Here is a 13,268-nt window from a genome sequence, read left to right on the forward strand (position 1 = left end):
ATCAGCGTGCGCGCGAGCGCCATCAGCGGCTCCGGCGTCAGCGCGGCGAGCAAGTCCCAGCCACCGACGTAACGCGGCACCGCGATCTCCGCGCGACGGCTGCGGCAGCTGCCGACCACGGCCTGCGCGACGTCCTCGGGTCCGCTGTGGGCAGTCCCCGGCCGAGCGGCACGCCGGAGGCCAGCCCGGTCCGGACGGCGCTCGGCAGGACCGCGCTCACGCTGACGCCGCTGGACGCGTACTCCCGGCGGACCGTGGCGGTGAGGCCCACCGCGGCGAACTTGCTCGCGTTGTACACCGCCATGCCGGGCAACGGGATCTTGCCCGCCATCGAGGCGACGTTCACGACGTGCCCGCGGCCGCGCGCGATCATGCCCGGCAGCACCAGCCGCAGGCCGAGCACCAGGCCCCAGACGTTCACGTCGAAGGTGGTGCGGCCCAGCTCGTCCGGCTCCTCCAGGAAATCGCCCAGCGGCATCACCCCCGGCCGCCGAACGCGGCCGCGGCCGGTCACGGCGACAACGCAGCGGCTCAGGTCAAGGACGGGGTAGTGCATCGGCAGGCTCCCCTTCGGACACCAGGTAGTCGGATTCGGCGAAGGCGCCGACCTCACCCCGCAGCCGCCCGGTGGAGAACGGCCAGCTGAAGCTGTTGCGCCCGTTGACATCCGTGTAGTAACTCGAGCACCCGCCCGACTGGTAAACGGTGCCCGGCAGCGCGGCCTGCACTTCGGCGTTGAAGCGGTCCTGCGCCTCGCGTCGCACTTCGAGGGTTCCCGAGCCAGTGCGCAGGACCGCCGCGACGACGTGCCGCAGCTGTGCCTCCATGATCATGAACGCCGAGGTGTGGCCCGTGCCGAGGCTGGGCCCGAGCAGCAGGTACAGATTCGGGAACCCGGCCACCGACGTCCCGCGATAAGCCTGCGGGCTGCCCTGCCAGTGATCGTCGAGCGAGCGGCCTTCGGCGTCGAAGACCCGGGCGGACACCGGCAGGTCGAGGATGTGGAAGCCGGTGCCGAAGATGATGGCGTCGACCTCGGCCGACGAACCGTCCGCCCCGATCACCCGTGAGCCCTCCACCGCGCGCACGGCCGTCGGGTGGACGTCCACAGTGGATCGGGTGAGCGCCCGGTAGTAGGTGTTGGACATCAGCAGCCGCTTGCAGCCCAGGGTGTAATCCGGGGTCAAAGCCCGGCGCAGCACGGGATCCCGCACGGTCAGCCGCAGGTGCGCGAGCCCGATCCGCTGCACCTGCCGCAGCAGCCACGGATGCCGGAAGCCGTAGCCGAGTGCCTCCATCAGCCCGTACTCGGTCGATCGCAGGGCCCGCCGCAGCGCCGGGAACTGCCGCAGCAGCAAGCGTTCCAGGCCCGGCACGACGTGGTCGGGCTTCGGCAGCACCCACTGCGCGGTGCGCTGGAACAGGTGCAGCCGCGCGAGGACCGGCGCGATTTCGGGCACGAACTGCACCGCCGACGCGCCGGTGCCGATCACCGCGACGCGCTTGCCGGCCAGCTCGTAATCGTGGTTCCAGCGGGCGGAGTGGAAGACCTCGCCCGGGAACGCGCCGAGCCCCGGCAGGTCCGGGATCCGCGGTTCGTGCCACGGGCCGGTGCCGGCCACCAGGATCCGCGCGGTGTAAGGACCGTCGGAGGTCTCCAGCTCCCAGCGGGCGCCGGTCCACTGCGCCCGCGTCACCTCGACCCCGAACCGGATGCGGCGGATCACGCCGAAGCGCTCGGCCGTTTCCCGCAGGTACGCGCGGATCTCGGCCTGGCCCGCGAACGCGCGGCTCCACTCCGGGTTCGGCGCGAACGAGTAGGAGTACAGCGCGGACGGGACGTCGCAGGCACAGCCGGGATAGGTGTTGTCGCGCCAGGTACCGCCCAGTTCATCGGCCTTCTCCAGCACCGCAAGGCTCTCCACGCCCGCCTGCGCCAGCCGGATCGCGGCGCCCAGCCCGGACGCCCCGGCGCCGATGACGAGCACTTCGCAGTCGCGCATTTTCGGAGACTAGCAGTATCTCAATACCGGTGGTACCCCGATTGGACGGACGTTTAGAGTGCTCCCATGGCCCGACTCACCCGCGCGGAAAGCCAGGCGCGCACCCGCGAGCAGCTCGTCGACACCGCGAAGGAGCTGTTCCTGCGCGACGGGTACTCGGTGACCTCGCTGGAGAAGGTCGCCGACGAGGCCGGGTACTCCAAGGGCGCCGTCTACTCGAACTTCCGCGGCAAGGACGAGCTGTGCCTGGCCGTGCTCGACCGGATCCACGACGAGCAGGTGAACCTCGTCGCGAGCGCGCTGGCGGGCGCCGAGGGGATGGAAGGCCTGCTCACGGCGTTCCAGGCCTGGGCGGAGCGCAGCATCGGCGACGAGGCGTGGACGGCGCTGGAGGTCGAGTTCGCCACCAACGCCCGCCGCGACCCGCACGTGCGCGCGGAGCTGGCGAGCCGCGACAAGGCCATCCGGGACACCATCGCCGGCCTGCTCGCCGGCTACGCGGAACGGTTCGGCATCACCCTGCCGATGCCGGCCGGCGACGCGGCGACGGCATTGCTCAGCCTGGGCATCGGCCTCGGCGTGCAGCGCGCGATCGACCCGGCCATCCCGGTGCACGTGCTGCCGGACGTCATCCGGCTGTTCGCGGGCGGCGGAGCGTCTACAAAGGACTGAACCGCGCCCGTCCGCCGAATTCCGTTTTGCCCCTTGCCGTCTGGGTCACGCTTGGTTATCGTAGCGCTACGCCGCAGCATCACCCGAAGCACCGTTTCCCCGGCCCGGCCAGGGAATTCGAGGCTTCGGCCGTCATGTCCACGTGTGCTTGACACTGCGGAAAGGGATCCCCAGCCCATGCGCAAGACGATGCGGCCTGTCCTCGTCACCGGCCTTTCGGTGGCCTCGGTCCTCGCTGTCGCGATCGCCACCCCCGCCCTGTCCTCGGCCGCCCCGGCGGCGCCGCCCGCGCTCTCGGCCGGCGCGTCGATCCTGGCCTCCGGCGGTGACCTCTCTTCGCCGGAGAAGAAGGAAATCGCGATGGAGCTGGTGTCGAGCGCGGAGAACTCCTCGCTCGACTGGAAGGCGCAGTACTCCTACATCGAGGACATCGGCGACGGCCGCGGCTACACCGCCGGCATCATCGGCTTCTGCTCCGGCACCGGCGACATGCTGGAGCTGGTGCGGGCGTACACCAACGCCGTGCCGGACAACCCGCTGGCGCAGTACCTGCCGGCGCTGGAGAAGGTGAACGGCTCCGATTCCCACGAAGGGCTCGGCTCGGCGTTCGAGAGCGCCTGGAAGGCGGCCGCGGGGACCTCGGAGTTCCAGGCCGCGCAGGACAGCGAGCGGGACCGCGTGTACTTCGACCCGGCCGTGAACCAGGGCAAGTCGGACGGGCTCGGCGCGCTCGGCCAGTTCATCTACTACGACGCCATCGTGATGCACGGCCCCGGCGACAGCTCCGACAGCTTCGGCGGCATCCGTAATTCCGCGCTCCAGCAGGCGAAACCGCCCTCCCAGGGCGGCGACGAGACCGCCTACCTCAAGGCGTTCCTCGACGCCCGCAAGGTGGTCATGAAGCAGGAGGAGGCGCACGCGGACACCTCGCGCGTCGACACCGAGCAGCTGGTTTTCCTCAACGACGGCAACCTGGACCTGCACACTCCGCTGAAGTGGCAGGTCTACGGCGACCCGTACGAGATCAACTGACGCCGCGGAAGGCCCGGGATTACTCCGCTCGGGCCTTCCGCGTCCGGCTGCCACCCCTAAGATCGCCGGGTATGAGGCGACTCCTGGTGGTGCTGCTGTGTGCCGCGGCCGCCGCGATCTTCGGCGCGGACGGGCTTTCCGACGCCGCACCGGGCGTCACCGCCGAACACCCGCCGCCGGCCTACCGCGGGCCTGCCGGGCAAGTGGTAACCGTGGTGGCCGCTTCGCCGTCTTCGACCACGGCTGTGCTGACGGCCTGGCAGAAGTCCGGCGGCCGCTGGGTGCGGGCGCTCGGGCCGTACCCGGCGTTCGTGGGCGCCGACGGCATCGGGACGGCCGGCGAGTCCACTTCGCACACACCCGCCGGGGTGTTCACGCTGACCGAGGCGTTCGGGATCCAGCCCGGCAACGGGACCCGGCTCCCGTACCGGCAGGTCGGCCGCTCGGACTGGTGGGTCTCCGACGTGCGGTCGCCGTTCTACAACCAGCACCGCTCCTGCGCCACGGGCCACTGCCCCTTCGACGAGTCGGCCGGCGAGAACCTCGGCGCGGCGGGCCCGGTCTACGACCACGCGACGGTGATCGACTACAACCGGAACCCGGTCGTCCCCGGCGCCGGATCGGCGTTTTTCCTGCACGTCTCCGCGGGCAAGCCCACCGCCGGCTGCGTCGCGATCGCGGGCGCGGACCTGGACGCCGTGATGCGGTGGCTGGACCCGGCGGCCCGGCCGGTGATCAGCATCGGGCTGGCCTGAAGACTCGGGAGTCACCGGGCGAGCAGGTCTTCCGCCGTGCGGGTGTTGATGATCCGGTCCGCGGCCAGCCCGGCCTGCTCGGCCCGGACACAGCCGTAGACCTGCCAGTCCAGCTGGCCGGGGGCGTGCGCGTCGCTGTCGATGGCGAAGTCGCAGCCGAGTTCGGCGGCCAGGCGCAGCAGGCGCATGGGCGGGTCGAGGCGTTCCGGGCGTGAGTTGATCTCGACGGCGACGCCGTTTTCGCGGCACGCCGTGAAAACCTTCTCCGCGTCGAAGGCCGACTCCGGGCGCCCCTGGCCGCGGACGAGGCGGCCCGTGCAGTGCCCGAGGACCCGGACGTGCGGGTTGGCCACCGCGTCCAGCAGGCGCGGCGTCATCTCGCGCGCCGGCATGCGCAGTTTCGAGTGGACGCTCGCCACCACGAAGTCCAGCCGGGACAGCAGCGCCTCGGTCTGGTCAAGGCCGCCGTCCAGCAGGATGTCGACCTCGATGCCGTGCAGCAGCCGGAACGGGGCCACCGCCTCGTTCACGCGCGCGACCTCGTCCATCTGGCTGCGCAGCCGCTCGGCGGAAAGCCCGTGCGCGACGGTGAGCCGCGGCGAATGATCGGTGAGGACCATCCATTCGTGGCCCAGCGCGCGGCCCGCCTCCGCCATCTCCAGGATCGGGCTGCCGCCGTCGGACCAGTCGGAATGGGTGTGGCAGTCGCCGCGGAGAGCGGCGCGAAGCGGGCCGCCATCGGGCAAATCCGCTTCGCTGACCTTCGCCGCGTACGCCGGGACGCGGCCCATCCAGGCGTCCTCGATCACGCCGGCCGTCGCCTTGCCGATGCCCTTCAACGCCTGAAGCGTGCCGGCCCGGACGCGGCTCTCCAGCTCCTCGGCCGAAAGCCGGTCGACGACCCCCGCGGCCTGCCGGAAGGCGCGGACGCGGTAGGTCGGCTCACCCGCGCGCTCCAGCTGGAACGCGATGTCGCGTAATGCCCGGGCCGGATCCATGGGTCCTGTTCTACCCCCGTCAACCACGCGGTGGCAGCTCGTGCAGCTCGACGTCCACCAGTTCGCCGTCGCGGATCTCGGCGGTCTGGTAGGTGCAGAACGGCTGGCGCCGCCGGTCCGTGGGCGAGCCCGGGTTGAGCAGCCGCAGGCCGCCGGGGGTCACCGAGTCCCACGGGATGTGGCTGTGGCCGAAGACGAGCACGTCGGCGTCCGGGTAGAGCGCGTCGCAGCGCTGCTCGCGGCCCTTGGCGTCGCCCGTCTCGTGCACCACGGCCAGCCGGATGCCGCCGACGTTCAGCCGCGCCACCTCGGGCAGCCAGGCCCGCAGCTCCGGGCCGTCGTTGTTGCCGTACACGGCGACCAGCCGCTTGCTCGCCACCGCGAGCTGGTCGAAGGTGTCCAGGTCGACCCAGTCGCCGGCGTGCACGACGACGTCGGCGAGCGCCACTTCGGCCCAGACCTCGTCAGGCAGCTCCTTCGCCCGTTTCGGCAGATGGGTGTCCGCCACGAGCAGCAGCCGCACGCCGGTCATGTTTCCTCGTCCCCGATCGCGTCGAGCACCCGTTCGAGGAACGAGCCGATGTGCTTGCGCAGCAAGTCTTCCGCGCCCGCGGCGTCGCCCTTCTTCGCGGCGTTCAGCACGGCCTTGTGCTCCGCCCACTCCTTGCGCCAGCTCGGGCTCGCGTCCCAGCCGACCACGGTGATCAGCGCGGCCCGGTCCTTGAGGTCGTCCAGGATGGACACCAGCAGCGGGTTGCCGCAGCCGAGGTAGAGGGCCCGGTGGAACCGGCGGTTGAGCAGGCTCAACGCGGCGTGGTCCTTGTCGGCGAGCGCGGCCGAGGCCTCTTTCAGCGCCTCCGCGGCGTCCTCGAACAGCGACGGGTCCCGAAGCTCCACCGAGCGCCGGACGGCCTCGGGTTCGAGCACCATCCGCACGTCGTAGACCGATTTCGCCAGTGCCGCGTCGACCACGCACACCGAAGCGCCCTTGTACGGGCTGAACGTGACGAGCCCCGAGTTCGAAAGCACCTTCAGCGCCTCGCGCACCGGTGTCTTCGACACGCCCAGCCGCTGCGCCAGCTCGGCCTCGACCAGCGGCTGCCCCGGCCGCAGCTCCCGGGTGAGGATGCCGCGCCGGATCTCCTCCAGCACCACTTCGGTCCGGGAGGCGGGCAGGCTGAACGTCGGTGGCATCGGGCGCTCCAGGCTCTCGCGAGATCTTGGCCTGACAAAAAGGCCGGAAGCAAGCCGCCCGGGGGAGCCGCCGACAACCGCGAACTGCTTGCTTTCGGCCGGTTTGGCATCTACCAACACAGTAACCAAGCGACCGGCGTGGTGAGCCGCGGCGCGCTGAGTGTGGATGATCGTATATCAGATGCCATACTCGGTGGGACGAGGAAAGGCGAGGTGGGAACGACCGTGGCCATCAGGAAACCCGAGGACCTCCGCAGCCACCGCTGGTTCGGCGGCGACGAGCTGCGCAGCTTCAGCCACCGGGCGCGGGCCCGCCAGCTGGGCTATCTCCCCGAGGAGCACCTCGGCAAGCCGGTGATCGCGATCCTCAACACCTGGAGCGACATCAACCCGTGCCACATGCACCTGCGGGAACGCGCCGAGCAGGTGAAGCGCGGCGTCTGGCAGGCGGGCGGCTTCCCGCTGGAGTTCCCCGTGGCGACGCTCTCGGAGACCTACCAGAAGCCCACGCCGATGCTCTACCGCAACCTGCTGGCGATGGAGACCGAGGAGATCCTGCGGTCCTACCCGGTCGACGGCGCGGTGCTGATGGGCGGCTGCGACAAGACCACCCCGGCCCTGCTGATGGGCGCCGCCAGCGCCGGGCTGCCCGCGATCTTCGTGCCCGCCGGGCCGATGCTGCGCGGGCATTGGCGGGACCAGACCCTCGGCAGCGGCACCGACATGTGGAAGTACTGGGACGAGCGGCGCGCCGGGCTGATCGGCGACGCGGAGCTGGCCGAGCTGGAGCGCGGCCTGGCCCGCTCCCCCGGCCACTGCATGACGATGGGCACGGCGTCCACCATGACCTCGGCCGCCGAGGTGCTGGGGCTGACGCTGCCGGGCGCGGCGTCGATCCCCGCCGTCGACTCCGCGCACCACCGGATGGCCGCGGCGAGCGGCGCGCGGATCGTCGGCCAGGTGTGGGAGGACCTGACCATCACGAAGATCCTCGACCGGTCCGCTTACTCCGACGCGATCACCACCGTGCTCGCGCTCGGCGGTTCGACCAACGCGCTGATCCACCTGATCGCGATGGCCGGGCGCAGCGGGATCGGCCTGACCCCCGCCGATTTCGACGCGCTCGCCCGGCGCGTCCCGGTGCTGGCGAACATCCGCCCCGGCGGCGCCTGGCTGATGGAGGACTTCTACTACGCCGGCGGCCTGCCCGGCCTGCTCTCGCGGCTGACCGACCTGCTGCACGTCGACCGCGTCACCGTCAGCGGGCAGACGCTCGGCGAGACGCTGGCCGAGGCGCGCGTGCACAACGACGACGTGATCCGGCCGCGGGACAACCCGCTCGCGGCCGAGGGCGGAATCGCCGTGCTGCGGGGGAATCTGGCGCCTTCGGGCGCGGTGATCAAGCACATCGCGGCGGCGCCGGAGCTGCTCGCGCACACCGGCCCCGCGGTGGTGTTCGACGACTACCGCGACCTGAAGAAGCGGATCAACGACCCGTCGCTGGGCATCACCGCGGACTCGGTGCTGGTGCTGCGCGGCTCCGGCCCGCTCGGCGGCCCCGGCATGCCGGAGTACGGCATGCTGCCGATCCCGGATCACCTGCTGGCCCAGGGCGTGCGGGACATGGTGCGGATCTCCGACGCCCGGATGAGCGGCACCAGCTACGGCGCCTGTGTGCTGCACGTGGCGCCGGAATCGCACGTCGGCGGCCCGCTCGCGCTGGTCCGCGACGGCGACCTGATCACCCTCGACGTGCCCGGCCGCGTCCTGCGGCTGGAGGTCGGCGACGCCGAGCTGGACCGCCGTCGAGCGCAGTGGACCGCCCCGCCGCCGCGGTACGAACGGGGCTACGGCGCGCTGTACTCCGACCACATCACGCAGGCGGACGAGGGCTGCGACTTCGACTTCCTCGCCCGCTCCGGCGCCACCCCGGAGCCCGACCCGCGCTGACCGGTTTGTGCCATGAGGGGCACTAGTCCGCCATGTCCGGCTCTGCCCGTACCCTGTAGCGCGGGACGCTGCAGGAGAGGTGGACAGTTGCCGTACGAACCGCGTTGGCCGGAACCCGAGGGCGAGCAGACGGTGGTCCTGCCCGTGGTGATGCCCGGCGACGTGCCACCGGGCCCGGTCCCCGAGCCGGCACCGTCCCGGCGACATCCGCGCCTGCGCCGGGCCGGCTGGGTGGCCGGCGGGGTGTTCGGCGTCCTGCTGGTCGCGTACCTGATCGACCTGCTGACCAGCCAGGGCAGTGTGCCGCGCGGGGTCACCGTGGCGGGCGTCGACGTCGGCGGGCTCGACCGGCCGGTGGCCGAGCGCGAGCTGCGCAGCCTGATCGAGCCGCGGCTCACCCAGCCGCTCACGGTGACCGCCGGCGAGGCCCGCTCCACCCTGTCGCCGACGCTGGCGGGGCTGCGCCTGGACTGGTCGGCCACCCTGGACCAGGCCGGCGACCAGCCGGTGAACCCGTTCACCCGGCTGTCCTCCTTCTTCACCAGCCACGAGATCGGCGTCGTCTCGCAAGCCGAGGCGGACAAACTCGACCCGGCGCTGGAAGACCTGCGCGGCCGCGTCGACCACGACGCGGTGGAAGGCACCGTGCGCTTCGAAGGCGCCACGCCCGTCGCGGTGCCGCCGCAGGCGGGGCAGAAGCTGGACGTCGCGGCGGCCAAGCAGGCGGTGCTCGCCGGGTGGGCGAGCGGGCGGGAACTGGCGCTGCCGGTCGTCCCGGCACCCGTGCGGACCACCGCGGAAGGCGTGCGGACCGCCCTCGAGCAGTTCGCGAAGCCCGCCGTGGCCACACCGGTGACGATCAGGGGCGAGGGCGCCGACGCGACGCTGCAGCCCAAGGACATCGCCGCCGCGCTGTCGTTCGAGCCGGCCGATGGCGGCGGGCTGACGCCGAAGATCGACCCGAAGAAGATCACCGACGTCGCCGGGCCTCAGCTCAAGGCGTCGGAGAAGGAAGGCAAGGAGGCCGCCGTCGCCTTCTCCGGCGGAAAGCCCGTCGTCGAGCCCTCGGTGGACGGCAAGGCCGTGGACTGGGAGCCCAGCCTCAAGCCGCTGCCCGACGTGCTCAAGCGCGCGGACCAGCGTGAGCTGAAGGCCGTGTACAAGAACAGCCCCGCGAAGGTGACCACCGAGCAGGCGAACCGGCTGGGTGTCAAAGAGGTCGTCGGCGAGTTCACCACCGGCGGCTTCGCGGCCGACTCCGGCGTCAACATCAAAGTGGTGGCGCAGAAGGTGAACGGCGCCATCGTGAAGCCGGGCGAGACCTTCAGCCTCAACGGGTTCACCGGACCGCGCGGGAAGCCCCAGGGTTACGTCGAGGCGGGCGTGATCGAAAACGGCGCCCCGGCGCGCGAGGTCGGCGGCGGCATCTCGCAGTTCGCCACGACGCTGTACAACGCGTCGTACTTCGCCGGCATGAAGGACGCCGGGCACCGCGAGCACAGCTACTACATCAGCCGCTACCCCGCCGCGCGCGAGGCCACGGTGTTCCAGAACCCCGACGGCGCCAGCGTGATCGACCTGAAGTTCACCAACGACTCCGACACCGGCATCGCGATCCAGACGATCTGGTCGCCGTCCTCGCTGACGGTGAAGCTGTGGGGCACCAAGCGGTACACCGTCGAATCGGTGCCGGGAAGCCGGTCGAGCCCGACCGACCCGCCGACGAAACCAGGCCCGGCCGAGAACTGCCACGCCTCGAACGGCGCCCCGGGCTTCACCACCACCGACACCCGGGTGCTGAAGGACGTCTCCAGCGGACGCGAGGTCTCCCGCCACACCCGGACCGTCCGCTACAACCCCCAGCCCAAGATCACCTGCGGCGCTTGAGCTTCACGCTCCGCGCCGGAGCGGGTACTCTGTGCGTCCTGCATCGATCGGGGGACGTCGATGGGCACCACGGACGGGAGTACCGCGCGGTTCCGCGAAATCCTCGCTGTCCGGGAGTTCCGCGCGATCTGGCTGGCCGAGCTCCAGTCCGTGCTGGGCGACCAGCTCGCCCGGGTCGCGTTGTCCGTGCTGGTGTTCCAGCGGACGGACTCGGCGGCCTGGCCGGCGCTGACGTACGCGCTGACCTACCTGCCGGACCTCGTCGGCGGCCCGCTGCTCGGCGGGCTGGCCGACCGGTTCCCGCGCCGCGCCGTGATGGTCACGGCGGACCTGCTGCGCGCGCTCCTGGTGGCGGTGCTGGCGATCCCGGGCCTGCCGCTGCCCGCGCTCGCCGTGGTGCTCGTGGTGGTGCAGCTGGCGAACGCCCCGTTTTCCTCGGCGCAGGCGGCGATGGTCCCGGTGCTGCTCGACGGGTCCCGGTACGTGCTCGGCCAGTCGCTGCTGAAGATGACCAACCAGCTGGGCCAGCTCGCCGGGTTCGCGCTGGGCGGGGCGGTCATCGCCCTGATCGGGCCGGGACCGGGGCTGGCCGCCGACGCGGTGACGTTCGGCGTGTCGGCTTTGGTGCTGGCGCTCGGCGTGAGCTCGCGGCCGGCCGCCGACGTCCGCGTGGACCGCGTTTCGACCGTGCGCCGGCTCGCCGCCGGTGCGGGCACGATCTGGCGTGACCCGCGGCTGCGGGTGCTGGTGGGGCTCGCCTGGCTGGCGGGGTTCGTGATCGTGCCGGAGGGGCTGGCCGTGCCGTACGCGGCGGAGATCGGCGGCGGCGCGGCGACGGCGGGGCTGCTGCTCGCGGCCCACCCGGCGGGCATCGTGCTCGGGGTCTTCGCGCTCGGCCGGTGGGTGCCGGACGCCGTGCGGCTGCGGCTGGTCGGCCCGCTCGCGGCGGGCGCCGTGGTGCCGTTGCTGGGATACGCGTTCGCACCCGGCCTTGGCGTGACTGTGGTGCTGCTGCTGGTTTCCGGCGCCTGCGCCGCCTACCAGGTCACGGCGAGCACGACGTTCATGCGGCTGGTCCCGGACGCCGAGCGCGGCCAGGCGTTCGGGCTCGCCGGCTCGGGGCTGATCGCCGTGCAGGGGATCGGGCTGATCGCCGGCGGGGTGGTGGTGGCCCGCCTCGGCTCACCCTCGGTGACCATCGCGGTGATCGCGGCGGCAGGGGTGGTCACCGCGGTCCCGATCGCGCTCGCCTGGCGGCGGACGTACCGCAGCGTGACGAGCTGAGCGGGAGCCGCGGCCCACGCTTCGTTTCACCAGTTCTGCCCGCGCATGTGCGCCACCCCCTCTCCCGGTCGGGCACGGTCGCCGATCACTGTAGGTGCATCAACCGACACCATCCGCACCCGGACAGCCGAGTGACAGCGAGTATCCAGGTAGCTACGGTGCTCTGGTGGCCGGGGGCGCACCTCTTGACGGAAACCCACGGACGGACCAGGACAGTCCGTACGAAGTTCACCATGCCAGGATCACCGGAGCAGGCCGCTGGGCACTATGGCGGTTACCGAACCGAGGCCTGATCGCCTTCGTTCTGGTCGCCGACGCGGCCGCAGTGGCCGGCGCGGTCTGGACCATTTGGGGGAACCTGCCCGGCCGGGCCGAGTTGTTCCCCGCGTTGGCACTGATCGGCTGCGTCCTGCTGCACACCGAGCTTTCCCGTCCGGTGGAGCAGCTGCGCGAGCGGTTCGCCGGGACGCCGCACATCAGCCTCGACACCGTGTGGACGTTCGCCGCGGTGCTGTTGCTCCATCCGGCCCTGGCGGCACTGGTCATCACGATCTCGTTCCTCTACCGCTGGCTCCGCGGGCGGCCGGCCCCGCTGTTCCGCCGCGTGTTCTCGGCCGCGGCCACCGTGCTGTCCGGTTACGCCGCCGCGGCGGCGCTGGCCCTGCTGACCACGGTCCCGTTCGCCTCGGCGGCGCGCGACGTGGCGGAGTTCGGCGGGATCGTGGTGGCCGGGCTGGTGTTCCTGGTGGTCAACACGGCGCTGATGACGGTGGCCGTCTACTTCGGCACCCCGCACGAGCGAGTGCGCGACGCGCTCGCCGGACCGGAGGAGTACGGGCTCGAGGCCGCGACGATCGGGCTGGGCGTGCTGCTCGCGTGGGCGCTGGCGGACTGGCCGGTCGCGCTGCTGCTGGTCGTCGGGATCACCTTGGCCCTGCACCGGAACGTGCTCATCCGCCAGCTGCGCCGCCAAGCCCGCAGCGACGCGAAAACCGGCCTGCTGAACGTCGCCGCCTGGCGCGCGGCCGCGACCGGGGAACTGGTGCGCGCCAAGCGGGCCGGGCGCACGACCAGTGTGCTGATGCTGGACCTGGACCGCTTCAAGCTGGTCAACGACCGGCACGGGCACCTGGTCGGCGACCGCTGCCTGCTGGCCGTCGCGGACACCCTGCGCACCGAGGTCCGCGCGGGCGACCTCACCGGCCGGTTCGGCGGCGAGGAGTTCGTGGTCCTGCTGCCCGGCACCGCGCCGGTCCACGCCCACGCCATCGCCGAGCGCATCCGCGGCCACATCGCCGCGCAGACCGGCGGCCTGCCGGAGCCGATCACCGTCTCGATCGGGCTCGCCTCGGCCCCGCCCGCGGCCACGGCGGACGTCGACGCCCTGCTCGAAGCCGCCGACAGTGCCCTGTACGAGGCCAAACACGCGGGCCGCAACCGGACGGCGGGACACCAGCTGGCCGGATGACCACGGGACCGGCCGGCGCCGGGTA

The 13,268-nt window shown here is 71.9% G+C and carries 12 protein-coding genes; 7 read left to right on the top strand and 5 right to left on the bottom strand.

Annotated features, from left to right (window positions below):
* Positions 1–37: 37 nt before the first annotated feature.
* Positions 38–556, bottom strand: coding sequence for an SDR family NAD(P)-dependent oxidoreductase (locus BMY97_RS36650; RefSeq protein ID WP_218156964.1), 519 nt, complete (start codon positions 554–556; stop codon positions 38–40).
* On the bottom strand, positions 537–2,003 hold the full coding sequence (locus BMY97_RS36655; protein ID WP_091626628.1) for a flavin-containing monooxygenase: 1,467 nt from the start codon (positions 2,001–2,003) through the stop codon (positions 537–539). Before BMY97_RS36655 ends, BMY97_RS36650 begins: the two co-directional genes overlap by 20 nt.
* 66 nt (positions 2,004–2,069) lie before the next feature.
* On the opposite strand from BMY97_RS36655, the gene BMY97_RS36660 reads away from it, so the two are divergent.
* The 3 genes from BMY97_RS36660 to BMY97_RS36670 all read left to right on the top strand — a co-directional run bounded on the left by BMY97_RS36660 (position 2,070) and on the right by BMY97_RS36670 (position 4,462).
* The gene (locus BMY97_RS36660) at positions 2,070–2,675 is read left to right on the top strand and encodes a TetR/AcrR family transcriptional regulator (RefSeq protein ID WP_091626630.1); all 606 of its coding nucleotides are present in this window, start codon (positions 2,070–2,072) and stop codon (positions 2,673–2,675) included.
* Positions 2,676–2,852: 177 nt separating this feature from the next.
* Complete coding sequence (locus BMY97_RS36665) at positions 2,853–3,707, top strand: chitosanase (protein WP_091626633.1); 855 nt, start codon at positions 2,853–2,855, stop codon at positions 3,705–3,707.
* A 71-nt stretch (positions 3,708–3,778) separates the two neighbouring features.
* Positions 3,779–4,462: a L,D-transpeptidase family protein gene (locus tag BMY97_RS36670; RefSeq protein ID WP_143086382.1), complete on the top strand. Its 684-nt coding sequence runs from the start codon at positions 3,779–3,781 to the stop codon at positions 4,460–4,462.
* Positions 4,463–4,473: 11 nt separating this feature from the next.
* Here BMY97_RS36670 and BMY97_RS36675 read toward each other — a convergent pair whose 3' ends face one another.
* Genes BMY97_RS36675 through BMY97_RS36685 form a run of 3 tightly spaced genes read right to left on the bottom strand, consistent with a single transcriptional unit; the run spans position 4,474 to position 6,654 of the window.
* On the bottom strand, positions 4,474–5,460 hold the full coding sequence (locus BMY97_RS36675; protein ID WP_091626635.1) for a PHP domain-containing protein: 987 nt from the start codon (positions 5,458–5,460) through the stop codon (positions 4,474–4,476).
* A 19-nt stretch (positions 5,461–5,479) separates the two neighbouring features.
* A complete protein-coding gene (locus BMY97_RS36680) occupies positions 5,480–5,983 on the bottom strand; it encodes a metallophosphoesterase family protein (RefSeq protein ID WP_091626855.1) in 504 nt (167 codons plus the stop codon).
* 5 nt (positions 5,984–5,988) lie between these two features.
* Positions 5,989–6,654 carry a GntR family transcriptional regulator gene (locus BMY97_RS36685; protein ID WP_091626638.1) on the bottom strand — a complete coding sequence of 222 codons (666 nt, stop codon included), beginning with the start codon at positions 6,652–6,654 and terminating at the stop codon, positions 5,989–5,991.
* Between the two features lie 231 nt (positions 6,655–6,885).
* On the opposite strand from BMY97_RS36685, the gene araD reads away from it, so the two are divergent.
* From araD to BMY97_RS36705, 4 genes are all read left to right on the top strand, one after another.
* The gene (gene araD, locus BMY97_RS36690; RefSeq protein ID WP_091626857.1) at positions 6,886–8,604 is read left to right on the top strand and encodes an L-arabinonate dehydratase; all 1,719 of its coding nucleotides are present in this window, start codon (positions 6,886–6,888) and stop codon (positions 8,602–8,604) included.
* A gap of 87 nt (positions 8,605–8,691) precedes the next feature.
* Positions 8,692–10,491, top strand: a complete 1,800-nt coding sequence (locus BMY97_RS36695; RefSeq protein WP_091626641.1) for a VanW family protein — start codon at positions 8,692–8,694, stop codon at positions 10,489–10,491.
* 60 nt (positions 10,492–10,551) lie between these two features.
* Positions 10,552–11,775: an MFS transporter gene (locus tag BMY97_RS36700; RefSeq protein WP_091626643.1), complete on the top strand. Its 1,224-nt coding sequence runs from the start codon at positions 10,552–10,554 to the stop codon at positions 11,773–11,775.
* A gap of 325 nt (positions 11,776–12,100) precedes the next feature.
* Positions 12,101–13,243 carry a GGDEF domain-containing protein gene (locus BMY97_RS36705; RefSeq protein ID WP_245787690.1) on the top strand — a complete coding sequence of 381 codons (1,143 nt, stop codon included), beginning with the start codon at positions 12,101–12,103 and terminating at the stop codon, positions 13,241–13,243.
* Positions 13,244–13,268 lie beyond the last annotated feature (25 nt).

This window comes from Amycolatopsis saalfeldensis (assembly GCF_900110575.1).
GTDB lineage: Bacteria > Actinomycetota > Actinomycetes > Mycobacteriales > Pseudonocardiaceae > Amycolatopsis > Amycolatopsis saalfeldensis.